Raw genomic sequence first — 24454 nt, forward strand, 5'->3', positions numbered from 1 at the left:
CGCTTCGCGAGTCGCTCCCACTCTTCCCTTGAATCAGCATGACCGAAATGGAGGATAAACTCATCGCCTCCTAGGCGCACGGCCATCGCATCGTCTTGCTCGCGCACGAACTGTCGCAGACGTTGCGCGACCTCTTGCAAAACAATGTCCCCCGTCTCGTGTCCAAAGACGTCGTTGACTTGCTTAAAGCCATCGAGATCAAGGAAGAACACCGCTCCTGTATGTCCAGGATGATCCTCGAACTGCTTCGTTAAGTAACGCCGATTATGCAGTCCTGTCAACGCATCCTTCCAAGCATGACGCTCAAGCTCTAAGTAGTACAAAAAGAGTCGGACGATCCGTTGCAATAGCTGAACATTCTTCTGTTCATACAAGCTGACCCGATTATTGATCGCACATAACGTGCCGAACGTTTCCCCGCTCGTCAAGACGATTGGAATCCCTAAGTAGGACCGGACGTGAGCCTCCTCCAAACCTTTTCGCCAATCGCCGAGTTGTTCCGCGTTTGGAATATCTTCGAGGACGACCGGCTGTTTCGTCTCGAAATCAACCAGTTTACATAATGATTGGTTCAATTCAATCTGCATGCCTTCTACCATCGGAATATCTGCTTTATCGTTTGCAATCTTTAACATCCGTTGTTGTCCTGCTTCGATTGCTGATAAATACAACATCTGATCCGGTAGAATCTCTTTTGCGAAATCGAGGATATCATCCGCCAATTCATCAAAATTTTGATACATCTTCAAGTCTTCAAATGGTTGATTCATACAGCACCTCATTTCGAAGTCGTCTTCTGCGGTGTTTCTGATTTGAAAATTTGATACATATATTACCACTTTCTCTTTTTGAAGTCGTCTAAACCTCTGTTCCTCAAATGCGTCCGATGGTCCTATTTCTACATCCAAATGAGAAGGATTATCATTTTTTATTTTTGTATAGTTTATAGAAGTAAAAAACTGTTCCAGGTAATTCCTTGGAAAATGGCGTTGCGTCTACCAAATTCATTTGCTATGATTCTCAGTGAACATGACAATGATAATCATTATCATTTATTGAGGACAGATTAATCACGTAGACATACATAATCCATCTGCTGCTCAATCCTTGATTTATGCGTTATCAATTTAAACAAAAGGAGCTGAATCATCATGGGGAAATGGAAAACACCACTCGTCGTGAGTTCGCTTGCTGTTTTACTCGCAGCATGCGGGAACGCAGGAGAAGCAGACACGAAGAAGGACGCAGAAGCACCGAAGACGGTCAAAATCAAGGACGCACACGGAACGGTCAACGTTCCAGTTGATCCGAAGAAAGTCGTCGCACTCGATAACCGAACGTTCGAAACACTTGCCGCATGGGACGTCGAACTCGCAGCAGCACCAGTCGGACTGCTCCCGGCTGAGTCACCTTATGCAAAAGATAAGGATATCGTCGATGTCGGCATGCACTTCGAACCGAACCTCGAAGCGATCGCTGGTGTCAATCCGGACGTCGTCATCGTCGGACAACGTTTCGCAGATCATTATGAAGACATCAAAAAACTCGTTCCGAACGCTGCTGTCATCGACCTTGACATCACTTTACCGGAAGACTCCGGTACACCAGGTGAGTTACTCGTCAAAGGACTTGAAGATACGACAGAGACACTCGGACAAATCTTCGATAAAAAACAAGAAGCGGATCAGCTCGTGACGACGCTCGAGCAATCGATCAAGGACGTCAAAAAATCGTATAACGGACAGGACAGCGTCATGTCGGTCATCGTCTCAGGCGGCGATATCGGCTTCTCAGCGCCGATGAGTGGACGTGTCTTCGGACCGATGTATGATTTGTTCGACTGGAAACCAGCGCTCGAAGTTAAACAAAAATCAGGGAACGATCAAGGTGATGAAGTCTCGGTCGAAGCGATTGCTCAAAGTAACCCGGACTGGTTACTCGTCCTTGACCGCGACGCGCCACTAGGAAACGCAGAAGGTGCCGTGCCGGCGCAAGACGTCATCGACCGCGCTCCTGCCCTGCAGAAAACAAAAGCAATCAAAGACGACAATATCGTCTACGCACCAAAAGATACGTACTTGAATGAATCGATCCAGACGTACTCGGAATTCTTCACTGACATCGCGAAAGCGCTCAAGAAGTAATGGCACATGCACAGCAACAAATGAATGGAAGAGTCGAGCCACCCGCTCGACCTTCCTTTTCTGTCGTTTGGACGAAGCCGTTCGTCTTGACCTTATGTCTCGTCTTAGCGCTCGCAACGGCGTCCCTCTTCACAGGCGTCTACGAACTACGGAGTACAGCGAACAATTTCGATATGTTCTGGATCACGCGCGTTCCGCGAACACTCGCCTTGATGCTGACGGGTGCTGCGATGGCGATGGCAGGACTTGTCATGCAACTGATCACGCAAAATCGGCTCGTTGAACCGACGACGACGGGAACGATCGAGTGGGCGGGACTCGGACTGTTAGCCGTTTACTTACTCGTTCCGGCACCGTCGTTGATGATGCGGATGACCGGAGCCATCGTGTTTGCGTTCATCGGGACGATGGTCTTTTTCTGGTTTCTCCGTTCGGTTCGACTGCGTTCATCGTTGATCGTCCCGATCATCGGTCTGATGCTCGGAGCCGTCATCTCCGCGATATCGACGTTTCTCAGGTTGTTTTTCCGTGCCAGCCAAGCGATCGAAGGCTGGTTCGTCGGTTCGTTCGCGTCCGTCCAGATCGGTCGCTACGAGTATCTTTGGATCATCATCGGTGTCACGGTCTGTATCTTCTTTCTCGCGAGTCGCTTGACGCTCGTTGGACTCGGGGAGGACGTCGCGACGAGTCTTGGCGTCAACTACAATCGACTGATGCTGATCGCGACTGGGTTGATCGCCCTATCCGTCGGTGTCGTCGCGACCGTCATTGGCAATCTGCCCTTCCTCGGCTTGATCGTTCCGAACATCGTCTCGATGTTTCGCGGTGACGATCTCCGTAGTAATCTGCCGTGGGTCTGTCTGATTGGGATGGCGACGATTCTAATCAGTGATCTGATTTCACGCACGATCATCCGTCCGTTTGAACTGCCGGTCTCCTTGATTCTCGGAACGGTCGGAGCAGCCGTCTTCATCATCATTCTGTTACGTCGACGGAAGACTGGAGGTGTCAGATGAGTACTGCGATTAAACAACAGGAACATACACGTATTCAACCGAGCGTTACATGTGAAACCAATCGCCGGGCGTCTGCATTTCAGTCGAAACGACTCGAGCGCCGCTACTGGATTCTCCTCATCCTGTTCCTCAGCGGCGGAGTGCTCAGTACGATCGGTCTCTTGCTCTACAATAATCCGGTTCCTTTTGATTCTCCTTCCTTTTGGCCGGTCGTCGAACGCCGGATCACCGCAGTCATCACGATGGCGATCGCAGCAATTTGCCAAAGTCTCGCGACCGTCGCCTTTCATTCGGTCACGAGTAACCGGATCATCACACCGTCCCTGCTTGGTTTTGACGCTCTCTACTCAACGATCCAGACATCGATGATCTTCTTCTTCGGTGCGGGAGCACTCGTCGGCTTTACCGGCACGAGTGCCTTTTTGACACAGGTCGCGATCATGCTCGCGATGAGCCTCTTATTATACGGATGGTTGTTATCCGGAAAATACGCGAACCTGCAGCTGATGTTGCTCGTCGGAATCATTCTCGGCACGGGTCTCAACTCGCTGTCGTCGTTCATGCGAAAGATGCTCGCACCGTCCGAGTTCGATATCTTACAAGCACGATTATTCGGTTCGGTCACGAATGCCGACGCATCTTACTTCCCGATCGTCATTCCGGTCGTCCTCATCGTCGGTCTGTTGCTCTACTTCTCTTCAAGACGACTCAACGTCGTCGCGCTTGGAAAAGAGGTCGCGACATCGTTCGGCGTCAATCATCGTGGCAGTGTCATCTACTTCTTGATTCTGATTTCACTCCTGATGTCGATGTCGACGGCATTGATCGGACCGTTGACGTTCTTCGGCTTTTTAGTTGCGACACTCAGTTATCAGGTCGCTGCGACGTATGATCACAAATACGTCTTCCCGATGGCATTCGCAATCGGTTTCTTCGTTTTGACGACTGCCTATTTCTTCATGTATCACATTTTCAACACGCCAAGCGTCGTCTCCGTCATCATCGAACTGTTCGGCGGTCTGATTTTCCTTGTCGTGTTGCTTAGAAAGAGGTCCCTATGATATCACTCGAACAAGTTAAAAAATCGTATACAGATGAGGTCCGAATTGGTCCAATCGACTTAACGATCCCAAAAGGTGGATTCACGGCGCTGATCGGTCCAAATGGTGCTGGTAAGTCGACGACGTTAATGATGATTGGCCGTTTGCTTGATCTCGATGCCGGGCAGATTGAAGTCGCTGGCATGGATGTCACGAGTAGCAAATCGAAAGACTTAGCAAAGATCATCACCATCTTACGACAGGAAAATCATTTCGTAACCCGGCTGACGGTCCGGCAGCTCGTCGGTTTCGGACGTTTCCCCTACTCACAAGGCCGCTTGACGGCAGACGATGAGACGATCATCTCGAAATACATCGATTTTCTTGAGTTGACGTCGCTTGAGAACCGCTACCTCGATGAATTATCGGGCGGACAGCGGCAACGGTCATATGTCGCGATGGTACTCTGTCAGGAAACGGAATACATTTTACTCGACGAACCCCTCAATAACCTTGATATCGCCCGCTCGGTCCAGATGATGGGGTACCTGCGACACGTCGCTGATACGTTCGGACGAACGATCATCACCGTCTTGCACGACATCAATTTTGCTGCGAAATATGCCGATCACATCTGTGCGATGAAGGACGGACAAATTGCCGCTTTCGGAACGGTCGCCGAAGTCATGGATGAAGCGCTGTTATCCGAGATCTTCGAGACCCCTCTTGAGATCATCGAAGGTCCATACGGTCCGATTGCTGTCTATTGATACTTTATATAGAAATGAGGAATGAATGTTGCAGATTGATTGGCTACCACTAGAACAAGTAACGCAAGAAGGCGAACACACTTACACGTTTCACTTGAAACGTCCAGATGGTTTCGTTTGGGAAGAGGGCGCCCATACGCATATGGCGCTAGAAGGTTTTAATGCAGGCGAAAAGCCGAACCGCAGTCTGATTCGGCACATGTCGATCTCGACGCTCCCTCATGAAGAAACGATCGGCATCACGACGCGGATCAAACCAGAATGTTCCGTCTTTAAGGAGACACTTCGGCAGCTGAAAATGGGTGAGAAGATTGCTTTGTTTAAGACGCATTCGAACGTTCCGCTACGTCGGGAAAATTGTACGGTGTACTTACTGTCAGCCGGCGTCGGTTTGGCAACGTTTCGTCCGATCATCTTGCAACATCAGGCTGATAGAAGTGGCATTCCGCACATGCACTCGTTGAACGTTGATTCTGCGCGAACTGAACTATTTAAAACTCAGCTTCCTTCGCATGAGCAGTTCAGCCCGGCTTATGTCGAGAGTCGCGCTGCCTACTACGATGCTGTCAAAGCGATGACAGCGGACAAGGACGGTTTGTTCTATATCGTTGGTAGTGATGAATTTCTCCGTGACACGATTGACGTGTTGCAAGGCGCTAACATTCCAAAGTCTCAGATTATGATTGATAAACGTCAAGACCAATTAGATACGTTTTTTGTATAAGGTACCAATGATTAGACTTCAGCATTGACTGGAGTCTTTTTGTTTTTTCAAAATAAGGAATTGGTATGTTATCTGTAAATATTTGTTATGATAAGTGCATCAACTGACTTTTGGAGGGTTGCTTATGAATTTTGTATTTGATCTCGATGGAACAATCTGTTTTAAAGGAGAACCTATGTCTCAAGACATCGTACAGGCGCTTCATGCAGTCGAGGACGACGGGCACCGTGTGATTTTTGCTTCGGCACGTCCTATCCGTGACATGCTACCCGTCATTCATCCTTCATTCCACGATCATATCTTAATCGGCGGAAACGGATCGTTGGTCGCATCGGAACAAACAATCGTTCAATCAAAATCGTTCGACGATCGTGAGCTTTCTTTTATCACAGAATTACTCGACAAGCATAAAGCCACATATTTAATCGATAGTGACTGGAATTATACATATAACGGACCGCAAGACCATCCTATTCTGAACAATCTAGATCCGGGTAAGACGGCACAAAATGTTCCGCTAGCTCACCATGATCGAATCATAAAAATCCTCATTTTGAGTGCCAACAATCTGAAATCCTTAGAAAACGAGCTACTTCGAATGGATGTCGTTGTTCATTATCATGGATCGGAACAAGTATTGGATATCAGTCCAACCAGCATCAATAAACGGACTGCTTTACAAAGTCTTGGTATCGAGAGCGAGGGATACATTGCTTTCGGGAACGACGCGAACGATATCGAGCTATTCAAAGGAGCGCAGTATGCGGTCATGATCGGAAGCCATAAATCACTCCGTATTTACGCAGATCACACCATTGACTCCACCAGTCATTTAGAATCTCGCGTAGTCGAACAAATCAGGCATCTAAGCCAAAAATACGTCTATTCCACGTCGTATTCCTAAATAACGCCTGGTGAAATTTTCGGATCAATAGTTACTCATCCAAAGAGGAATACGATGGGTAAGAATAATCCGCTCATCAAGAGCATCCCTATTATGACAGCGATACTCGATTTGAAAACCGACAGCGTTTGTTCTTCTAGTGGCTTAAATCGTTTTACGGGAATGAACATGGTCAATGAAGCAACGACTAATGCCAGTGGCTCAAGAATCGTTCGGCTCATCGAAAAGAACAAATCGATCATTAAAAAGACATTCAATACAAAGAAAAATCCCAATAAGCGAATGATCATTTCTTTATTCATATGTACTCCTTCATGGTTACTATCTATTTGATTTGTTTCATGAAACAGAATGCCCTCTAATTATAGCGCTTCACAGAATAATTTTGGAAACGCATTCAAATAACTGGTGATTTGGTATCGTTGTAAGTCATACTGACAGTAAATATTAGAAAAGGAGTGTTGAAGATGGAATACAAAAAAGGACTCGAGGGCATCATTGCCGCTGAAACACAAATCGGTTTAGTCGATGGAACATTAGGTCACCTTATCTATCGTGGACACTGGGCAAAGGAACTCGCATTATCCTATTCATTCGAAGAAGTGGCGTATTTCATCTGGAACGGTGCGTTCCCGACTGAAGCGGAACTGGTCACATTCAAGGAACAGATGACGAGCTACCGTGAACTTCCTTCTTATATTAAGACGATTCTCGATACATTGCCGAACGAGATGGATGTCATGAGTACGATGCGAACAGCAATCTCGGCACTCGGCACACCCGCTTTCGCTTGGCCACCGACAATTGATCAAGCGATGCACGTAACAGCACTCTTGCCATCGATCATCGCCTATAAATATCAAAAAAATCAAGGCGCTGACTTCATCGAACCGAATCCGGAACTCGATCACGTCGCGAATTACATCTATATGATTAAAGGACAATTACCAAGTGACGTCGAGATCAAAGCGCTGACGGCGTATCTGATTCTAACGATTGAACACGGTATGAATGCTTCGACGTTCGCTTCCCGTGTCGTCGTTTCGACGGAATCGGAAATAATTTCTGGCGTCTGTGCTGCGATTGGCTCCATGAAAGGACCGCTTCATGGTGGTGCCCCGTCAGAAGTCATTGAGATGATTAATGAGATCGGAACGATCGACAACATCGAACCGTGGATTCGGAACAAATTAGAAAAAGGCGAAAAATTGATGGGCTTTGGTCACCGCGTCTATAAAACACGCGATCCGCGTTCAGAAGCCTTAAAAGTCGTCTAAAAGGGTCTCGCACAAGAGAGCGATTGGTTCAACCTGATTACACAAATGGAGCAAACAGCAATCGATTTACTCGAGGAATACAAACCGGGTAGAAAACTGTATACGAATGTTGAATTCTTCGCGGCAGCCGTCTTAAAAGGACTCGACATTCCGAAAGAACTGTTCACACCGACGTTCACCTCTAGCCGTATCATCGGCTGGACGGCACACATCCTCGAACAATCGCAAGACAACCGGATCTTCAGACCACAATCGTCCTATACAGGGCAGATGCCGGAACAAGCAGCTAAGTTTTGATGAATCATTGATTGGAGGACCTCTTTTGGCGAAAAGTGATCACCTATTAGCAATTCTTTGGATGCTACAATCCGGAAAAAAAGTAACGGCTCAATACATCTCCGAACAACTTGAGATGAACATCCGGACCGTCTATCGATATATTGATACGCTTTCCGCAAGTGGTGTTCCGATTGTTGCCGAAGCAGGTCATCATGGCGGATACAGCTTGTTAACTCAATTCATAGAAGCACCTTTATTCTTCGATGCTGAAGAGCAGCAGTCTTTATATCACGCTGCTCTTTTTGCAGAAGAAGCCGGTTACTATGGTAATGCAGCTTTAAATCGCGCGATTAAAAAAATAAAACAACATGCTTTAAAACCATCGACAAGTTCTCCGCTCTTGGATGTAATTCCCTATCAACCCGAAATGTCGTCGAGAGCCGAAATCTTGTTACGAGAAATCGATCAAGCCATTCGCAGTCGAACAACCATACATATTCAATACTGTCGCGCGAACAATGAAGATGTTCAATCGCGTGACATCAATCCTTTTAGATTAACTTATTGGAAACACGCTTGGTACGTCACTGCATTCTGTCAGTTAAGAGAAGAAATCCGCCATTTTAAAATCAATCGCATAAACAGCTTTAAATTGTTGTCGAATCAATTCGATATTCCAGATGATTTCGATGTTCAGTCTTCTTTTATGACCGATTTACTACCAAATCCAAGAGAAACTCAAGGTGAACTAATCCTCTCCGGTGACACATCTACTATCGATTCAATTTGCCAACACTGGTACTTTAAGCACTGTTTAATCGAACAAAATCAAAACCGTGCTGTTTTTATGATTGAGACGAGCGTTTTAGACGAACAAGTCCCGAGTCTCCTTATTGCTTATGGAACATCGATACAAGTCGTTTCTCCTGTTGAAATCAAAAGTAAAATCATTGATCGATTACACGAATTGATCGCTTCGCATAAATGATTTACTTTCACTGACAGTAGTTGTCAGGATAACCTTTCTATACTAAATGTATCTCATATAGTAAAGGAAGCGATTATCTTGACTCACACTGTATATTTATATGTATTCGATTCAATTTCAGATTGGGAATACGGTTACGTGATGCCAGAGTTACATTCACGAAGATATTTCAAAACAGATGCTCCTCCATTCAATGTCGTTACAGTAGGACCAACGCTACACCCTATAACGACTATGGGCGGATTACGTATTTTACCGGATATCGCCGTTTCACAATTAGAGATGACTTCAAAGGATGCATTAATTCTTCCCGGTGGACAGACATGGCAAGCGTCTCTTCATGACCCTCTATTGAATAAAGTAGGCAACGGGCTGAGTAATGGAACACTCATCGCTGCGATTTGCGGTGCGACTGAAGGGTTAGCAAAGAGTGGATTCTTAAATCTGCGACTCCATACAAGTAACGATTTGTCTTACTTACAATCCGTTTGCTCGAATTATTCCGGAGAATCTTTTTATCAACATATTCCAGTTGTCCGTGATGATTCGTTAATCACAGCGTCAGGAATGGCAGCATTAGAGTTTGCTTATGAGACGATTCGCGCACTCGATGTATTCACACCTGAAACGTTAGAAGCATGGTATGGTCTTCATAAGACGAACGAACCCACATACTTCTTTGATCTCATGGCTGCAACATCTATTAATCAGTGAAGTAACTATATAAAAATGGACCGATGATTGGCATCAGTCCATTTTTATATAGTATTATTATTCTGCCCTATCTTTTATAAAACGAAAATTTAAGAAAGAAAAATTTTATGTTATTTCAGTTGTAATTCAATGATTTTTTAATCTTTTCAAAATATGTTTTGTAAAATTCCAGTTTTATCGAACATCTTTTTTAAACTTTATGTAATCGTCATTAATTATCTTAAAAATTCTATCAGTTGATAAAAAGAATAAAAGAATTGTTGCAACCAATAAAAGGTCTACTCTAAAATTTTGAGGATCGAAGTTAGATTCTAATTTAATAAAGTCTTCATACCAAACATAAGTTCCGAGTAAAAATACTATTAGATATATAATTAGTTTCTTTTGTGTCACATAGATTTCACTAGATAAATTATTTTTAAAGGGATTTTCTTCTTTATTAAAAATCCAAGTTTCCACTATAAACATGTTTGAATAGAGACTTAATAAAATTACAGATCCAATTACAGAACCTAAAATAAATGTAGGTATAAAAAATGAAAATATATCAATTGTTAATGTGAATGCTACAAGAAAGATGGATGTTACCATGAAAAAAGAGAACATTGTATTTTCGATAAAAAACTTTATTCTTTGATTGAAGTAACTCTTGACTATATTTTCACTTTTATAACTTGTTTCTTTGTTAATTGAATGATCTACCTTTATAAGACTCTGAGTAATCAATAAATTATCTACCCAAACAATAAAAATCAAATCAATTACTAAAAATAAAAAACCCCAAAATTGAAAGTATACTTTTTTCTCTAAAACTGAAAAAATAAACAATGTTGTTGCTATTAGTAGTATTGAAATAAAAATTATGAATATTAAATAGCTAAAAATCCCTCCTCTTTTAATAGTATAGATTTTTGAAGATTTACCTCTTTTTAATCCCTTTTTTTGATTAAACTTACTGTTAGATATTACTTTATTAATTTTAAATCCTACACTTACAAAAGTTACTGAAATGAACCACGAAATTATATGAAGAATTAAAATAGAGACAATCACTGAAATAATAATTAACAACACACTACTCCTTTAGACTTAGTAAATTTTATATTCTAGAATACCCACTTCACACCCTGCCGCTTTTACATCCGGACTACACGCATACGGTCCAATCTTCACATCGGTCACGTCATGTAAGTGTGCGATCCGGAGTTGCTCTTTGTGCTCTCCTGTTATGTGATACAACGTGACGTCTTGATTGAGGTAGTGGAGTTCAAAGACAAGCGGTGCGTCAAACAGCGTATTGTCGACATCCCGACACGACCAGTCCGAGTACCCGAAGCTCGTCACGACGGCACCCAGATGTGATGGACCATCCGGAATGAACTCAGCCGAGACTTTCACCCAATGATCGTCATTCACATAAAGTAAAATCCCCGCTTGATCATATGTCGCATTCGGATTTAATTTTACTTCGATTCGGCACTTGAACTCTCCTTCCGGTGCATCCTGCAACAGTGCATGCCCCGTCAGACGGTTAAACTGATAATGTGTGTTGCGCCAAAAATCCGTATCCGGATCCGTCATGAAGCGTAATGGTGTTTCCTGTTCGATACGTGTCGGTCGATTGATCCACTTCATTGATAATATCCTCCCTCTTAACGTCCTCTTAACTTCCGTAACTTTCGATAGCCACGAATGAGCATATCGAGCATACAATCCCTCCTATTTTCTATGAACCCTCAGACTACTTTACGAAGTCGTTGCATATCCTTATTCAATGCTGATCGTTTCAAACGTCTGTTCCGTATTAAGTATTGCACATCTGACCGGTTATCGTACATCAGTTGGATATGGAAATAATTGATATATTCAAGGATTGCGAAAATATATAGAAACAAGGTGATTCGTATTCCATACACCGGAAGCTCAGATTGAAAACGAATCCAGTCGATTCCGAACGCACACGCTGTCAGAACGATCAAAGCCAGATTGATGACACGACAGTGACGTAATCGTCGGACGACCGGTTCTCGGGTAATTGACGTTCCTTCCTTCTTCAGACGCCTTGACTTGCTGTACCAATACCAAGCTCCTTGAATCAACAACAGCTCAAACAAAAACAGTGACATCCAAAAGGCACTGAGTTCAAATAACTGCAGTCGTGGAAAGACACGATTCCCAAACCAACTCAGCGGTAAAATCGTGACGACCGTGAACAATTCCCCTCGGTATAGATAGGCGAAGCGCTCGGCAACGATCTGCCTCATGGCGTCACCCAGTCAATCCGGAATTTACTTCCTGGACCAAGCTGTGCGATCAATGGTTGATCGGCCTCAACGACACGTCCGAGAACGTTGACTCGCTCATCCGCAGGTAGATTACGTTTCGTGATTTGAACCTCGCCCGCGTATCGCCCGTAGCGTTCATTATCAATCGTGATTGTGCCAAGCGGGCGGGCAGACCGATCTTGCGGTGTCAGATCAATCGTCGACGGACTCATCCGCGACTCGACGGAGCGAATGACATCCCGCGCTGGATCAAACCGATTCGTTTCCGTATCCCGTTGTGCTTGCTGTCCGTTCGCTACTGCCCGAAGTACGATGATTCCGTCTTGCTCTGCTTCGAATTGCCGAATCGTCGCCTCCGTCAATCGTGGATCCCCAACAAGAATTCGATCAACGGTCGATTGTAAGTCGATGTAACTGGCGAACGGTGCCGCATTTCGGTGTTCTTTAAGTGTCGGTAACGTCTCGAATAACGGTCCGCGAAGTGTCTCGTCACCCGGTATGAACGCTTGGACCCTTAATCCTTGCGCCTGTAACCAGGCGTTTTTTTCGTCAAACCACGTCCGGTCGAGTCCTGTTTCCGGTCGCGGATAAAAATTATGCCACGCTTCCGTGTGATCGATTCGCAGACCCTGTGCCTTCATCTCCGTCAATTCGTCTGCTGTTAACGTACTGGCATTGAGCGCGACCATCATTTGGTTCGATAACGTCGCGATTTGCTGCGGACTGATGCCGTAATCAAGACGGAGTCCTGTCACACCCCAGTCCGCTAACGTCGCTGCCGTCCCCCATGTCTTTCCAAGCGTCGCGAGCGACGCTGGTGCGATGTCCGCCACGAGTTCGAATCCGAGCTCACGTGCTAAATGACCGAGCGCTTTCAAGCGTTCGACGTACAGTGAAGAATCATCCTCGGGAATATGTAGCGATGTAAAGAGCGACGTAAAGCCGACAGCGCTCATCCGCTGTAGCCACTCGCTCGTCTCGTCTGTGATCGGTTCACTTAAATAGATTGATAATCCTTTCATACACTCACTCCTTCACTTCTCTACTTAGGGAAAAAGCAGCTGATCCCTTCTTTTTCGAAGGATTCAACTGCTTTTCAATACGTTAAATACCGTCTGCCATCTCTTCTTTGAAACCGAACCAGTATGTGAACAGGAATCCTGCCGCGTACGAGATGACGAGACCTCCGATGTACGTCAAGTACATTCCGTTGTCAATCAACGGTGTCAATGACAACCCGGATACGCCGACACCGAGTGCGGTCGTCTTCATCGTTGCTTGGAAGGCACCACCGACTGCTGCGCCGAGACATGCCGTTACGAACGGACGACCGAGTGGTAACGTAACACCGTATAACAACGGTTCACCGATTCCGAGGAATCCGACCGGGATCGCCCCTTTGATGATGTTACGCAGGCGCGGATTGCGCGTCTTGACGAAAATCGCCATTGCCGCCCCGACTTGACCCGCTCCTGCCATCGCAAGAATCGGTAAGAGTGGTGTGTTGCTAATCGTGTTCAAGAACTCGAGATGGATTGGTGTCAATCCATGGTGGAGACCGACCATGACGAGTGGTAAGAAGAAGCCAGCCAGCACGGCTCCGGCGAGTGGTCCACCGACCTCAAGCACGGCATTGATTGCTTTCATGATACCGTCTGACAGCAGTCCAGCAACCGGCATGATCGCATAGAGTGAGGCGAATCCGACGATCAGCACCGTCAACAGTGGCGTAAAGATGATATCGATCGATGCGAACATGAAGCGACGGATGTGCTTCTCAAGATAGGTCATCAGCCAAGCTGCGAAGATGACACCAAACAAGCCGCCCCTGCCCGCAACGAGCGGTTCCCCGTAAATCGTGATATCCGCAAGCACGGGGTTGAATAGAATCCCACCGGCAATTGCTCCGAGCACCGGCGTGCCGCCGAATTCCTTCGCCGTATTCCAGCCGACAAGGATGGCGAGATATAAAAAGACCGTCCCACCGATCAGTAGTAAAATCTGCATCCATGTCTGTGTTTCATCGACACCCGCATTTTTTGCGAAGTTCGCTCCACCGTTGATGATACCGGAAGCAACAAGACCCGGAATGAGCGGGATGAAGATGTTCCCGATTCGGCGCAAGAAGCGTTTGAACGGAGACTGTTGTTTTGCTTTTACTTTTTGCCGTTCGACGGCAGCCCGTTCTTCTGGCGTCAAATTCGGATCAACGGACTCTTCTCCGATCGCGAGTCCTGTTTCGCGACTTAAGTGGTCTGCTACCCGATTGACCGTTCCCGGACCGACGACGATTTGTAACGTCTCGTCATCAATGACCCCCATGACCCCATCAATCCGCTTTAACGCATCGATATCTGCTTGCGTCGGATCCTTTAGCGATAAACGAACCCGCGTCATACAGTGCGCAAGCTGCCGGAGATTATCTTTTCCACCGACGTGCTCAAGAATCGCGTGTGCCAGCACTTCTTCCTTCTTCATCGTGTTTCCCCCTTAGAGTGCGTCTCGGACGAATCCGTTTGCATGTTGTAATCGTTCGACGGCTTCCGTATACGAAACATTCGCGAGAATCATGACGATCGCCGTCTTGACGTGCCCGTGCGCTTCACTAAAGACACGCTCCGCTGTTAAGGCATCGACTCCTGTTGCCTCACAAATCATCCGCTTCGCCCGGATCTCCAGTTTTTCGTTCGTTGACTGGACGTCGACCATCAGATTTTGATAGACCTTGCCGACACCGATCATCGCCGCTGTCGAAATCATGTTCAAGACGAGCTTTTGCGCTGTTCCAGCCTTTAGTCTTGTTGACCCCGTCAAGACTTCCGGACCCGTTTCGACTTCGATCGCATAACGCGCGTGCTGACTGATGACCGCATCCGTGTTGCAAGAAATCGCTGCCGTCACCGCTCCGACTTCCTTCGCGTAATCAAGACCACCGATGACATACGGCGTCCGCCCGCTTGCTGCGATCCCGATGACTGTATCACGTGCTTCTAACTGGAGCGCTTTCAAATCATCGACGGCAAGCGTCCGACTATCCTCAGCTCCCTCAACGGCTTTAATCAACGCGCGTTCGCCGCCAGCAATCAAACCAACGACCATGTCTGGTGAGACCCCGAACGTCGGCACACATTCTGCCGCGTCAAGAATCCCGAGTCGTCCGCTCGTACCAGCACCGATGTAAATCAAGCGTCCTCCGTTTTTGAATGACGCAATGACGTGTTTGACGACTTCGGCGATGACGGGAATTTGTTCCCGAATGACCGTCGCGACCGTTTGATCCTCAGCGTTCATCACCCGTAAGACATCTTCGACTGTCATCTCGTCGAGTTGCATCGTCTGTTCATTCCGACGTTCCGTTGCTAATTGATCTAACATCTGCTTCACCCTTTCTCTTCCCTCCCTTTATTATACAATTAAGAAATTTTAATTCAATATTATTTATTTAATTTTGAAATTAAATTTCTATATATAAAAATAAGGTTTTGTCCTTCATTTCAGGCTTGGTCCCTTGATTTCCTGCTTGTTGTGATTTCCTCATTCGCAAAGTCCAGTAACGCAGACATTCGCTCCCGTCCAATCGTCGCGACGAGTAACGGGATGCGTGGTCCGTACGATTGATTGATCGTCAGTTGATAGAACAGTGTCGCGAAGCATCATTAATAAACAAAAAAGCTGATGTTCATCCGTTAGATGCCTAACGGATAAAAACCAGCTTCACATGGACCACTTTTGTACGTCTCATGTTACTAATAACATCATTCGTACTGAAACCTGTATGAGGTTCTAAGATATTTATTAAAGAAGTCATTCACCAGAGGCGTAAATCATTTTAATTTCTCTTCCATATCCTCTACTGAACTAGAACTGTCGCTGTACTGTTCTTTCTCCTCAACGAGATATTCGATATCGTATGTACCCGGTTCGATTGTCCCGCCTTGTACCGTTTGTTTGAGAACGACGGTTTCTGATGCTTTGACGCGTTTCTTTTGTTGGCTTGTTTTACTCTGTTGCTTTCTTGAATCGAAGACGACAGTCCTTGATTTGCTCTCACGAACGATGACATTCAACAAATGCCCAGAGCGAGCTACGACATCAAATGCATGGTCTCCTGTGTTCGTCAATTTGTATTCAAAGACGAGTCCCTCTTTCGTAGTCCCTTTGAAGGATGTCTCATTCGTCTCACTCCCACTTTGCGGTTGAATCATACAACCGCTCAAACAAAGTATCATGGGGAATAACAACCATTTTTTCATCTATAAAACTCCATTCTGTATAAAGAAATTGCTGAGTTACTCCCATCCTGGAAATGGACGCGGTGGCTCCTCGACGAAGGTACGGTACCCGTCGAAGCGCATTCCTTGCCGTTGTGGATTGTGGTTACGAATCAAAGGATCACCCGTCTCGTCATCGTTCTGCCAAAATCGGTGTTCCGTTTGAAAGACCTTGATCGACGAATACTGGAATCGCTCTGCCATTAAATATTCTCGAACCGATTGCATCACTTTTTCAAAGCGCGCATCCGAGTCGTAGCTAGCGCCGAGACTTTCTTTATCTTGTTTCCCTTCGAAAATCTTAACCGAGAAATAAGCATTCTTCTTCGCAATCGGATACTCGATTTCAACGCGAACCGAGTCGACGAAGCGAATTGGTCGAGGTTTGCTCACTTCCTCTTCGGAATTGTAGTCCTCTACATAATAAGCATCTGTTGCAATCGAGAAGTCCTTGAACTCCCAGAACATATCCCCTTGCGCAATGATCGCATATTCAAGAAACGTGCCGAAGTTCTGTCCGATCGGGTCAGTTTCCTCTGTCGACAACTCATGAAACATCCAGTGCATATATGGCGTCTCCTCCGTCTTCGCATCTTCCGTATGGATCAAGACGTATCCTTCGTTCATTTCGCCAATCATCAAGAAATGATCGTAGTCTTCATGGATCAGGTCGTCCTCTTTAGCCTGGATCGTCATTTCAATGACTTTTTCAAGCGGATAGAGTTCGATGCCAAGACCTTGAATCATGAACAACTCCGCTCCGTCATGTAAACGAAGGAATGTCTTATATTCACTTGGTAACGTTAGCTTGAACTGTTTTTCAAACGACTGAATCGCCTGTTCCGTCACCGGATCATTCAGATTGAATTGTGCGACTCCAGTGTCGTATCGCCGTTGAATAAAGGTCGATCCGTGATTGATTTTTTGTGATAAGACGTCAAGTACCGCTTCGATTTGGTTCATTTCTTTCATGGGTCCCATCCTTTTCGTTTTCGCATTCGTGAATGATACGACTTCACCTTATACACCATACCATTTTTTCAATTATTTGGTGTATTCCATTCTACTCTTTCTGTGGTATTCTCGTTCTAATATCATTAAAAAATTGCATTCGAAGAGGTGACCCATGTCTAAATCATCATCGATGTTACTCATATTACTCGCTGCGATCTTTTGGGGTACGACTGGGACCTCACAAGCCTTTGCGCCAGAAGATGCACACCCGATTGCAATTGGTGCCGTTCGTCTTGCTGTCGGCGGACTGTTCTTGCTCTGTCTCGTCTTCCTAAAAGGAAAGCTGACATTGCGTGACTGGCCACTGCGGACGATTTTACTTGCTGCCGTTAGCATGGCAGCTTACCAGCCCTTGTTCTTCTCGGCTGTTTTAATGACGGGTGTCGCTGTCGGTACCGTCGTTGCGATTGGTAGCGCACCAATCTTCTCCGGATGCATCGAGTGGCTGTTCTTAAAAAAACGTCCGGCGTTGCTGTGGTGGGCTTCAACCGGATTATCGATCACCGGTTCTCTGTTGCTTCTGAACAATCAGGGGACGGTCGCGATTGATCCAATTGGGATCGTTCTTGCACTTGGTGCCGGACTATCGTTTGCCGGGTATACGTTCGTCAGTCGTGATCTTGTCAAGACCCATGCGCCGCTGTCGGTCGTTGCCGTCATCTTTACGACGAGCGCCTTGCTGCTTTCACCTCTGCTCTTCTTATTCGATCTCTCCTGGTTGTTCACGTCACGTGGTGCCGGAATCAGCCTCCATCTCGGCGTCGTTGCGACCGGGCTTGCTTACTGGTTATTCGCAAAAGGGCTATCGAACGTACCGTCGTCGACTGCCGTCACTCTCTCGCTCGGTGAACCATTGACGGCTGCCTTGCTCGGTGTGTTCGTCCTCGGCGAACAGTTAAGTGGCACGGCTTGGTTCGGGATCTCGTTATTGTTACTCGGTATCGTCTTATTAATCAGTTCGTCTCGCCTAGCAACGCGCCAAACCGTTTTGATAGAAGAACGACAAACTCGGACAGGAGGCTAAATCATGCAAGAAATCACGCTTGAAAAACTGCAGTTTCGCGAGGATTACAACATCGGACTCGATCAGTTCTTGATGGATGTCACAAATGGTAACAGATTGATATTTCATTTCCGTGGGCATACGGAGGAGACAATGGTCATCGTTGGTGACTACAGTTGCAATTACTTCCGATTGTCCTTCGAGGCGGATGCGATTCTACTCCGTTCACCGGACCTCTATGAATTAAAAGAAGACGTCGAGATCAATCCGATTCCACTCCTGACGCTGACCGATTCAAAGCTACTGACGTTCGCACGTGAAATGATGGGACTCGATCCTACAAAAGACTGGGTCCATTACTGGCTCCGTGCGTTCGAACAGGATTTTCATGTCTTGTCTCCCCGTCCACCAGTTCTGACCGACCTCGGACATAAACGAAGTGATGCGATCGTCACGTATTCATTTGATTCGTTCAGCGTTGAATGACATAAAAAAGCCCTACCTCGCCAAAGGTAGGGTATTTCTTCGTCCCGCTGCAACGACTCGCGCTAAACGGTTCCCTTTATTATACATAAACAGGCAGCGTCTTTTCAATCGACTGGACAGAGTCGATTGGACTGAAGCGCTTGACGACCTGTCCTTTCCGGTCGACGAGGAACTTCGTGTAGTTCCATTTGATTTTCGACGACAGCAAGCCGGACTGTTCTTTCTTCAAGAACGTATAAAGCGGATGCTCATCCGGTCCATTGACGTCGATCTTCTGAAACATCGGAAACGTCACGCCATAGTTCAGCTGACAGAACTGCATCGTCTCTTCCTGACTCGCGAACTTCTGCTGATTGAATTGATCGCACGGAAATCCGAGCACCGTGACTCCCTGCTCGTTATATTTATCGTACAATGCCTGCAGTTCGCCAAGTTGTTTGACGAGCCCACATTTGCTTGCCGTGTTGACGATCACGAGGACTCGTCCAGCATAGTCACCTAATGAAACAGTCTCGCCCGCTGCGTTTTGTACGGTTGCATCGTATACGGTTTGCATGTTTCCCAGCTCCTTTGCCCCGAGTATAAGACAAAACGCGCACCCTGTCGTTTTCAGGCATGCGCGTAATGCTTTACCAGATCGTCTCTTCTTTGTCGCTCAGTTTGATGACGAACGGTAGAATCAAGACGAACAATAGACTGACGTATCCGAGCGATAAGTAATGTTGCGAGTCTTTTGAAATGTATTGCTTCACGCCGCAGTTCGGACACGCTTTCCCATGTTTCGTAAATCCGACAGCGAGCACTTCTTTCGTTTTGAACTTATACTGGCAATTCGTACAACGCACCATCTAATCATCCCCTTCCCCTGTATCTACTGGTGGATTCAAGAAACAGTTTCATGAAATTGAGGTAACCGACATCTTACTTCATCGATTCTTCCCGGTCGCTCAACCGAATCAGAAATGGCAAGATCAGGACGAACAATAGACTGATATTCCCGAGTGATAGATAAAATTGCGACTTTCGAGACATGTATTGTTTCACGCTACAGTTCGGACACGTCTTGCCTTTCCCATGTATTGCAACACTGACAGCGAGTAGTTCTTTTGTGTTGAACTTATACTGACAATTCGTACAGCGTGCCATTACATCATCTCCTTTTCTGTTATCTACTTATAGATTTTGGAAAAGGTTTCGTTGCGTCGATGGGTTGTAAACGCATCCTCAAAAATTCATAGCTTCCATCGTTCGTCGCCTGTTGGAATCGTTCAACTGGAAGGAAGCCACTTTTCGTATACAAGCGAATCGCCCGCTCGTTAAATGTTGCGACAGCTAATTCAATTTGTTTAGGTGCATACCGGTCCATGATGAACGCAAGACCGGCTTCTAAAAATGCCACTCCATTTCCTCGTCCCGTCAAGTCTGGTCGCATACCAAGCCCGACATCAACGACGTCTGCGTTTGGTTCAAATACATAATAACCAATCAATTCTTCCCCATCCAACACAGCGAAGTAATGTTCCGTTCGCTTTGCTGGATCGAGAAATTCTGCTAAATCTTCTGCGTCATTCGGCATATCATAAAATGCAAACGCCCCGTCATATTGCCACTCGTAGGCAATATGTTCCGCCTGTCGTTGAGTCAGCGGTGAAAATGTATAGATCATCAGGATTCCGCTCCTCTTGGATTCCTCAACGAGATCGATTCTTTCGGTAGTCTAACAGTTGCGGCAATACGTTTAATCCGATCGAGATGAACGTCAATACCCACAGTGCCCGCTCCATGCCCGGTACGACGTCTTGTAACGCTGCCCAGTCCTCCCGCGCCACGAATTCCGCGACGAGTCGGTATTCGGCACACAGCGTCAGTGCCGTAAAGCTCAGTCCGAGCACCATCAGAAAACGATAGTCCTTACCGATCACATAAAAGATGATGTTCAGTGCAGTAAAACCAATCGCCATTAAACCCAGTATGATCCACATCGTATCGTCTCCTCTCACCTCTCCTTTTACTATATTTGGAATCCATTAATCGGTATATCCGCCTAGAGTTGGATTTTCTGTCCGCTCAGCGAAATAACGCTCGAGCAGCCGATGATGGAGTAACGTTTCGACCAAACGGACGGTTTCGAGTGTTGCTGCAAAATCAACCTGTTCAAAATCCGTATGCTCATGCATAATGTTTATCTTTTGACTACTGTTCATATCATCCTACTCAAAAATATTATTTGTGCTAATCAAAAACACCTTCAAAACTAGTACTTTTTAAGTATGTCATTTCAAAGTTATTTTTTATAATGCCTTAATTTAATCTAGAGAGGTTCTTAAGAACTATGTAATGATTGTGCAACACTGGTCACGCGAATACCAATGTAACTTAAGCATAAGACCTTTTGCGATAGAAACTATAACACTTGGAAAATAATGCAATAACTATATTTCAATATTCATACAAGTTAGATATACGATTGTTAGATGCGAAGATAGTTATCCTATCGCTTAAATCAATGTCGCATAGTAAATCATTTTGAGCTAAAATTAATATGGAAATTAAAAACATAAATGTTCTAAATAAGGACTAAAAAAATAATTACTAATGGAGGATATATCGTGGACAAAGAAAGGAAACATACTTTCAAAAATGGTCGTTATAATAGACGGACCATCCAGATGCGCTGGGTCATCGGAATCCTCGCGGTTATATTAATTGGGGGATCGTACTTTCTTGGGATGCACGCTAAATCATCACAGGTTAAAAAAGAAACTCCTATTACCGAATCAAAAGCAGAAAAGACCAAAAAAAAAATGACACACCTGTAGAGTCTGATCCGAGAGATCTTGCCTCTTTCGGACATGGAACAAATGTAAAGCAAACGAACAACGATTTCTCACCAGAAGATATCCAAAATGCTTTAGATACAGGGAAGCCTGTTGTTGAGAAAGCTATTTCATCCACAACCGAGTTAGTGAACAGTATTGTTAAAGAACAAAAAGAGATGAAAGAAGCAGAGCAACTGCGAATCAAAGATTTTCAAAAAACCGTCACCCAAGATGTTAGAGATCGAGTAGATGCTCAAGTTGAAATGTTGAACGAAGCCGCACAAATTGCTCATATGATGGCTGCAGGTTCGTACATGGCGAAAAATGAAGACGTCCCATTTACAAATGCAGAAAACGTGATAGCGGAAAAACTCGAAACTCTTTCTCAGAACCTATTAGATATGGCATATAGTCTAGAAACGTATACGGTCGCTAAGAGTTTTGAAACGTGGAACGAAGCCGAAAGCTATTTGCCCAATAGAGAGGAGAAATCACTACTTGCAATACCTATAAACGAAGCAATATTTAATTCTTCCTCTATTATCGATCAACCAGTCATTGCAGAACCGGTCACAGAGGAAGGAAATACTAATAATGAATCAGCTATAGCCGATCAAACGGATGCAGAGAAATATCCTGAAGCCATTACTAGTGTTTTTAAAATTTCAGAAGCTATGAACGCTATTTATGTAGAAGCCGATGAATTGCAAAAGAAATTCACTCCTTATAAAAAGAAAGATGGATTTAGTCAATTTGAATATATTTCAGTAGACGATTTGAAAGATTTATATAAATTTGATGCTACCATAGCAAATGAAATTACCGCGAGTACTCACTTTGAAGCACCTGACTATACGACTAATGGATTTACACAGGCCATGGAATCACATCGCATTATTATCAAAGAGCTTGATCAATTATCATTGTTGCTTGAGGATTACCCTGAAGATTTCCAAAAAGATCCTGACGGCACACTAATGAAAGCAAAAAGTCATTTCGAACGAATCAAGGACACAGCACAGACTGAGTTACTCGGATTCGAAAAGTTCTTCGAAACTGCTGGTCCAGAAGCAAACTAAAAGGTGTACACTGAAGGCACTCAGGTGCCTTTTTTGCTGACTTAAACCAAACTTACATACCAAGAGGAAATTACAACATGATACTGCTAATCAACTCGCGGCATTAATAGACGATAAAAAAACCGCTCAACCGAGCGGCTCGTGACATCTTGGCGAAAAAAATAAAAAGTGGGAAGTAAGTGGGAACTGACCCCCATTCACCTCCCACAAATCGATTAAGCCTGCGGACGTTTCCGACGCAAACCATAATACTGATAAAACTGAACTTCGATGTTCCCGTTGTACAGCTTCCGGCGTTTCGTTGCTGGACGTCCGTAGGCTTTTTCGAACTCGACATACGACGTGATCATGTAGACACTGTAGTATGGGAATTCTTTATACGCTGTTCCGATCTTACGGTACAGCTGATGGACTTCACGCGCGTCCTCGAGACGTTCCCCGTAAGGCGGGTTCCCGATGATGACACCGAAGTCTTCCTTCGGTTTGAAGTCTGCCGCGTCACGTTGCATGACGTTGATCGCATCGCGGACGTCTGCGAGTTCTGCGTTCGTTTTCGCAAGCTTGACCATCTCTGGATCGACATCGCTTGCGTAAATTTTCAATGGTTTGTCCCACTCTGCTTTTTCGTTCGCTTCGTTGATCGCATCAAACCATGCCTTCTTCGGAATGCATTTCCATTCCTGTGAGACGAACTCGCGGTTGATCCCTGGTGCGATGTTACGCCCGATCATCGCTGCTTCAATCGCCAGCGTACCTGAACCGGTGAAGACGTCGTAGAGCGGCATATCCGGCTTCCAGTTCGTCAGCATCAGCATCGCTGCCGCCATCGTCTCTTTCAGTGGGGCTGCTGAGTGGAACTCACGATAGCCACGTTTGTGTAATGCGTCGCCTGATGTATCGATCGTTAATGTTGCGATGTCTTTTAACAAAGCAACTTCAACCGGATAGCTCGCACCTGTCTTCGGCAACCATTCCGTTCCTTTGTTGTACGCTTCTTGCATGTGCGAGACGATCGCTTTCTCAGTGATCTTTTGACAGTCACGGATCGAGAACAGCTTCGATTTGACCGAACGACCGTTGACGATGAAATTCGCATCCCACGGCATCAATTCGTGCCACGGCAGTGCCTTGACTTGATCGAACAATTTTTCGAATGTCGTCGCGCGGAACTCAGCGACGACGAGTTTGATCCGGTCCGCTGTCCGGAGCCACATGTTCAAACGGGGTATGTCCTCCATCTCACAATCGATGTAGACCTTTCCGTCCTCGACCGTACACTCGTATCCTAACGCACGGACTTCTTTTGCGACGAGCGCTTCGATTCCCATCGCCGCTGTCGCGATGACTAAGCGTTTTGCCATATCGCGTTCACTCCTTTATCGTTTCTTCCACTGAATCGTTTCATTGCAATAAAAAAAGAGCCCAGGGTGGACCTGGACTCTCGTTCAACTTAAAAATAACAGCCTATGTGGTCCTGTAAGCCATGTTCTGTTCCTTAGTGTTTCAAACGGTTTGACCCTCACACGCAGGCGACAATCATCTATCTCCGTATTTGCATACGCTCTCCTTCGCGTTCAGTTCCGCTCCGGAAATTCCCCTACCAAATTTGGGTTTCTCGCTCGTGGGGTTTACCTCGTTCCA

The 24454-nt window shown here is 45.7% G+C and carries 28 protein-coding genes, 1 other RNA gene and 1 pseudogene; 12 read left to right on the forward strand and 18 right to left on the reverse strand.

What is annotated here, in order from left to right:
* On the reverse strand, positions 1 to 770 hold a 770-nt coding region (locus B4F99_RS09130), incomplete at its 3' end, for a GAF domain-containing protein (protein ID WP_290757129.1).
* Positions 771 to 1151: 381 nt separating this feature from the next.
* Here B4F99_RS09130 and B4F99_RS09135 point away from each other — a divergent pair.
* From B4F99_RS09135 to B4F99_RS09160, 6 genes are all read left to right on the forward strand, one after another.
* Positions 1152 to 2144, forward strand: a complete 993-nt coding sequence (locus B4F99_RS09135; RefSeq protein WP_290757132.1) for a siderophore ABC transporter substrate-binding protein — start codon at positions 1152 to 1154, stop codon at positions 2142 to 2144.
* A gap of 20 nt (positions 2145 to 2164) precedes the next feature.
* A complete protein-coding gene (locus B4F99_RS09140; RefSeq protein ID WP_290757198.1) occupies positions 2165 to 3160 on the forward strand; it encodes an ABC transporter permease in 996 nt (331 codons plus the stop codon).
* Complete coding sequence (locus B4F99_RS09145) at positions 3157 to 4221, forward strand: iron chelate uptake ABC transporter family permease subunit (protein WP_290757135.1); 1065 nt, start codon at positions 3157 to 3159, stop codon at positions 4219 to 4221. Before B4F99_RS09140 ends, B4F99_RS09145 begins: the two co-directional genes overlap by 4 nt.
* On the forward strand, positions 4218 to 4970 hold the full coding sequence (locus B4F99_RS09150; protein ID WP_290757138.1) for an ABC transporter ATP-binding protein: 753 nt from the start codon (positions 4218 to 4220) through the stop codon (positions 4968 to 4970). The genes B4F99_RS09145 and B4F99_RS09150 overlap by 4 nt, the downstream gene beginning before the upstream one ends.
* A 25-nt stretch (positions 4971 to 4995) precedes the next feature.
* The gene (locus tag B4F99_RS09155) at positions 4996 to 5694 is read left to right on the forward strand and encodes a dihydropteridine reductase (protein ID WP_313533193.1); all 699 of its coding nucleotides are present in this window, start codon (positions 4996 to 4998) and stop codon (positions 5692 to 5694) included.
* A 124-nt stretch (positions 5695 to 5818) separates the two neighbouring features.
* Positions 5819 to 6598 carry an HAD-IIB family hydrolase gene (locus B4F99_RS09160; RefSeq protein ID WP_290757141.1) on the forward strand — a complete coding sequence of 260 codons (780 nt, stop codon included), beginning with the start codon at positions 5819 to 5821 and terminating at the stop codon, positions 6596 to 6598.
* Positions 6599 to 6633: 35 nt separating this feature from the next.
* Here the strand turns inward: B4F99_RS09160 and B4F99_RS09165 are convergent, their stop codons facing one another.
* The gene (locus B4F99_RS09165) at positions 6634 to 6900 is read right to left on the reverse strand and encodes a hypothetical protein (protein ID WP_290757143.1); all 267 of its coding nucleotides are present in this window, start codon (positions 6898 to 6900) and stop codon (positions 6634 to 6636) included.
* A 165-nt stretch (positions 6901 to 7065) separates the two neighbouring features.
* Here B4F99_RS09165 and B4F99_RS09170 point away from each other — a divergent pair.
* From B4F99_RS09170 to B4F99_RS09180, 3 genes and pseudogenes are all read left to right on the forward strand, one after another.
* Positions 7066 to 8172, forward strand: a pseudogene (locus B4F99_RS09170) (citrate synthase/methylcitrate synthase).
* A gap of 25 nt (positions 8173 to 8197) precedes the next feature.
* Positions 8198 to 9142, forward strand: a complete 945-nt coding sequence (locus tag B4F99_RS09175; protein ID WP_290757146.1) for a helix-turn-helix transcriptional regulator — start codon at positions 8198 to 8200, stop codon at positions 9140 to 9142.
* A 75-nt stretch (positions 9143 to 9217) separates the two neighbouring features.
* Positions 9218 to 9856: a type 1 glutamine amidotransferase family protein gene (locus B4F99_RS09180; RefSeq protein WP_290757204.1), complete on the forward strand. Its 639-nt coding sequence runs from the start codon at positions 9218 to 9220 to the stop codon at positions 9854 to 9856.
* A gap of 174 nt (positions 9857 to 10030) precedes the next feature.
* Here B4F99_RS09180 and B4F99_RS09185 read toward each other — a convergent pair whose 3' ends face one another.
* The 8 genes from B4F99_RS09185 to B4F99_RS09220 all read right to left on the reverse strand — a co-directional run bounded on the left by B4F99_RS09185 (position 10031) and on the right by B4F99_RS09220 (position 17384).
* Positions 10031 to 10927 carry a hypothetical protein gene (locus B4F99_RS09185; protein ID WP_290757149.1) on the reverse strand — a complete coding sequence of 299 codons (897 nt, stop codon included), beginning with the start codon at positions 10925 to 10927 and terminating at the stop codon, positions 10031 to 10033.
* Positions 10928 to 10945: 18 nt separating this feature from the next.
* A complete protein-coding gene (locus tag B4F99_RS09190) occupies positions 10946 to 11491 on the reverse strand; it encodes a DUF1349 domain-containing protein (protein WP_290757152.1) in 546 nt (181 codons plus the stop codon).
* Positions 11492 to 11592: 101 nt separating this feature from the next.
* Positions 11593 to 12120: a general stress protein gene (locus B4F99_RS09195; RefSeq protein WP_214855785.1), complete on the reverse strand. Its 528-nt coding sequence runs from the start codon at positions 12118 to 12120 to the stop codon at positions 11593 to 11595.
* Positions 12117 to 13163, reverse strand: a complete 1047-nt coding sequence (locus B4F99_RS09200) for a DUF871 domain-containing protein (RefSeq protein ID WP_290757157.1) — start codon at positions 13161 to 13163, stop codon at positions 12117 to 12119. Before B4F99_RS09200 ends, B4F99_RS09195 begins: the two co-directional genes overlap by 4 nt.
* Before the next feature lie 82 nt (positions 13164 to 13245).
* The gene (locus tag B4F99_RS09205) at positions 13246 to 14619 is read right to left on the reverse strand and encodes a PTS transporter subunit EIIC (RefSeq protein ID WP_214855779.1); all 1374 of its coding nucleotides are present in this window, start codon (positions 14617 to 14619) and stop codon (positions 13246 to 13248) included.
* Between the two features lie 12 nt (positions 14620 to 14631).
* The gene (murQ, locus tag B4F99_RS09210) at positions 14632 to 15516 is read right to left on the reverse strand and encodes an N-acetylmuramic acid 6-phosphate etherase (protein ID WP_290757207.1); all 885 of its coding nucleotides are present in this window, start codon (positions 15514 to 15516) and stop codon (positions 14632 to 14634) included.
* A 449-nt stretch (positions 15517 to 15965) separates the two neighbouring features.
* Positions 15966 to 16346, reverse strand: a complete 381-nt coding sequence (locus tag B4F99_RS09215) for a BsuPI-related putative proteinase inhibitor (protein WP_214729715.1) — start codon at positions 16344 to 16346, stop codon at positions 15966 to 15968.
* Between the two features lie 84 nt (positions 16347 to 16430).
* Positions 16431 to 17384, reverse strand: coding sequence for an SMI1/KNR4 family protein (locus B4F99_RS09220; RefSeq protein ID WP_290757162.1), 954 nt, complete (start codon positions 17382 to 17384; stop codon positions 16431 to 16433).
* A gap of 154 nt (positions 17385 to 17538) precedes the next feature.
* Here B4F99_RS09220 and B4F99_RS09225 point away from each other — a divergent pair, with 154 nt between their 5' ends.
* Positions 17539 to 18450 (forward strand): EamA family transporter, encoded by a 912-nt coding sequence (locus B4F99_RS09225; protein ID WP_290757165.1) that lies wholly within the window; start codon positions 17539 to 17541, stop codon positions 18448 to 18450.
* Between the two features lie 3 nt (positions 18451 to 18453).
* Positions 18454 to 18915: a hypothetical protein gene (locus tag B4F99_RS09230; RefSeq protein ID WP_290757168.1), complete on the forward strand. Its 462-nt coding sequence runs from the start codon at positions 18454 to 18456 to the stop codon at positions 18913 to 18915.
* Between the two features lie 79 nt (positions 18916 to 18994).
* Here the strand turns inward: B4F99_RS09230 and B4F99_RS09235 are convergent, their stop codons facing one another.
* From B4F99_RS09235 to B4F99_RS09260, 6 genes are all read right to left on the reverse strand, one after another.
* Complete coding sequence (locus B4F99_RS09235) at positions 18995 to 19471, reverse strand: glutathione peroxidase (protein ID WP_290757171.1); 477 nt, start codon at positions 19469 to 19471, stop codon at positions 18995 to 18997.
* A gap of 73 nt (positions 19472 to 19544) precedes the next feature.
* Positions 19545 to 19763, reverse strand: coding sequence for a hypothetical protein (locus B4F99_RS09240; protein WP_214855768.1), 219 nt, complete (start codon positions 19761 to 19763; stop codon positions 19545 to 19547).
* Between the two features lie 73 nt (positions 19764 to 19836).
* The gene (locus B4F99_RS09245) at positions 19837 to 20061 is read right to left on the reverse strand and encodes a hypothetical protein (protein ID WP_290757175.1); all 225 of its coding nucleotides are present in this window, start codon (positions 20059 to 20061) and stop codon (positions 19837 to 19839) included.
* A gap of 19 nt (positions 20062 to 20080) precedes the next feature.
* The gene (locus B4F99_RS09250; RefSeq protein ID WP_290757178.1) at positions 20081 to 20581 is read right to left on the reverse strand and encodes a GNAT family N-acetyltransferase; all 501 of its coding nucleotides are present in this window, start codon (positions 20579 to 20581) and stop codon (positions 20081 to 20083) included.
* Between the two features lie 25 nt (positions 20582 to 20606).
* Positions 20607 to 20897, reverse strand: a complete 291-nt coding sequence (locus tag B4F99_RS09255) for a hypothetical protein (RefSeq protein ID WP_290757181.1) — start codon at positions 20895 to 20897, stop codon at positions 20607 to 20609.
* A 45-nt stretch (positions 20898 to 20942) separates the two neighbouring features.
* Positions 20943 to 21092 (reverse strand): hypothetical protein, encoded by a 150-nt coding sequence (locus B4F99_RS09260; RefSeq protein WP_290757184.1) that lies wholly within the window; start codon positions 21090 to 21092, stop codon positions 20943 to 20945.
* A gap of 818 nt (positions 21093 to 21910) precedes the next feature.
* Here B4F99_RS09260 and B4F99_RS09265 point away from each other — a divergent pair.
* Positions 21911 to 22813 (forward strand): hypothetical protein, encoded by a 903-nt coding sequence (locus B4F99_RS09265; RefSeq protein WP_290757187.1) that lies wholly within the window; start codon positions 21911 to 21913, stop codon positions 22811 to 22813.
* Positions 22814 to 23028: 215 nt separating this feature from the next.
* On the opposite strand, the gene B4F99_RS09270 is transcribed toward B4F99_RS09265, so the two are convergent.
* Together B4F99_RS09270 and rnpB are read right to left on the reverse strand one after the other, a co-directional pair.
* Entirely contained in the window at positions 23029 to 24174 is a 1146-nt protein-coding gene (locus tag B4F99_RS09270) for a THUMP domain-containing class I SAM-dependent RNA methyltransferase (protein WP_290757190.1), read from the reverse strand.
* Between the two features lie 111 nt (positions 24175 to 24285).
* Positions 24286 to 24454, reverse strand: an RNA gene (rnpB, locus tag B4F99_RS09275) — RNase P RNA component class B; the annotation flags it as partial.

The organism is Exiguobacterium sp. UBA3491, from assembly GCF_002377745.1.
Taxonomy (GTDB): domain Bacteria; phylum Bacillota; class Bacilli; order Exiguobacteriales; family Exiguobacteriaceae; genus Exiguobacterium_A.

What these genes read in the sequence shown, in the direction of transcription:
- B4F99_RS09260 (WP_290757184.1), bottom strand. Translation starts at nt 21,092, where the DNA reads ATGCATGAGCATACGGATTTTGAACAGGTTGATTTTGCAGCAACACTC.
- B4F99_RS09265 (WP_290757187.1), top strand. Translation starts at nt 21,911, where the DNA reads ATGAAAGAAGCAGAGCAACTGCGAATCAAAGATTTTCAAAAAACCGTC.
- B4F99_RS09140 (WP_290757198.1), top strand. Translation starts at nt 2,165, where the DNA reads ATGAATGGAAGAGTCGAGCCACCCGCTCGACCTTCCTTTTCTGTCGTT.
- B4F99_RS09240 (WP_214855768.1), bottom strand. Translation starts at nt 19,763, where the DNA reads ATGGTGCGTTGTACGAATTGCCAGTATAAGTTCAAAACGAAAGAAGTG.
- B4F99_RS09195 (WP_214855785.1), bottom strand. Translation starts at nt 12,120, where the DNA reads ATGAGGCAGATCGTTGCCGAGCGCTTCGCCTATCTATACCGAGGGGAA.
- B4F99_RS09205 (WP_214855779.1), bottom strand. Translation starts at nt 14,619, where the DNA reads ATGAAGAAGGAAGAAGTGCTGGCACACGCGATTCTTGAGCACGTCGGT.
- B4F99_RS09155 (WP_313533193.1), top strand. Translation starts at nt 4,996, where the DNA reads ATGTTGCAGATTGATTGGCTACCACTAGAACAAGTAACGCAAGAAGGC.
- B4F99_RS09235 (WP_290757171.1), bottom strand. Translation starts at nt 19,471, where the DNA reads ATGCAAACCGTATACGATGCAACCGTACAAAACGCAGCGGGCGAGACT.
- B4F99_RS09150 (WP_290757138.1), top strand. Translation starts at nt 4,218, where the DNA reads ATGATATCACTCGAACAAGTTAAAAAATCGTATACAGATGAGGTCCGA.
- B4F99_RS09200 (WP_290757157.1), bottom strand. Translation starts at nt 13,163, where the DNA reads ATGAAAGGATTATCAATCTATTTAAGTGAACCGATCACAGACGAGACG.
- B4F99_RS09165 (WP_290757143.1), bottom strand. Translation starts at nt 6,900, where the DNA reads ATGAATAAAGAAATGATCATTCGCTTATTGGGATTTTTCTTTGTATTG.
- B4F99_RS09230 (WP_290757168.1), top strand. Translation starts at nt 18,454, where the DNA reads ATGCAAGAAATCACGCTTGAAAAACTGCAGTTTCGCGAGGATTACAAC.
- B4F99_RS09145 (WP_290757135.1), top strand. Translation starts at nt 3,157, where the DNA reads ATGAGTACTGCGATTAAACAACAGGAACATACACGTATTCAACCGAGC.
- B4F99_RS09160 (WP_290757141.1), top strand. Translation starts at nt 5,819, where the DNA reads ATGAATTTTGTATTTGATCTCGATGGAACAATCTGTTTTAAAGGAGAA.
- B4F99_RS09220 (WP_290757162.1), bottom strand. Translation starts at nt 17,384, where the DNA reads ATGAAAGAAATGAACCAAATCGAAGCGGTACTTGACGTCTTATCACAA.
- B4F99_RS09250 (WP_290757178.1), bottom strand. Translation starts at nt 20,581, where the DNA reads ATGATCTATACATTTTCACCGCTGACTCAACGACAGGCGGAACATATT.
- B4F99_RS09135 (WP_290757132.1), top strand. Translation starts at nt 1,152, where the DNA reads ATGGGGAAATGGAAAACACCACTCGTCGTGAGTTCGCTTGCTGTTTTA.
- B4F99_RS09190 (WP_290757152.1), bottom strand. Translation starts at nt 11,491, where the DNA reads ATGAAGTGGATCAATCGACCGACACGTATCGAACAGGAAACACCATTA.
- murQ (WP_290757207.1), bottom strand. Translation starts at nt 15,516, where the DNA reads ATGTTAGATCAATTAGCAACGGAACGTCGGAATGAACAGACGATGCAA.
- B4F99_RS09225 (WP_290757165.1), top strand. Translation starts at nt 17,539, where the DNA reads ATGTCTAAATCATCATCGATGTTACTCATATTACTCGCTGCGATCTTT.
- B4F99_RS09255 (WP_290757181.1), bottom strand. Translation starts at nt 20,897, where the DNA reads ATGTGGATCATACTGGGTTTAATGGCGATTGGTTTTACTGCACTGAAC.
- B4F99_RS09245 (WP_290757175.1), bottom strand. Translation starts at nt 20,061, where the DNA reads ATGGCACGCTGTACGAATTGTCAGTATAAGTTCAACACAAAAGAACTA.
- B4F99_RS09215 (WP_214729715.1), bottom strand. Translation starts at nt 16,346, where the DNA reads ATGATTCAACCGCAAAGTGGGAGTGAGACGAATGAGACATCCTTCAAA.
- B4F99_RS09270 (WP_290757190.1), bottom strand. Translation starts at nt 24,174, where the DNA reads ATGGCAAAACGCTTAGTCATCGCGACAGCGGCGATGGGAATCGAAGCG.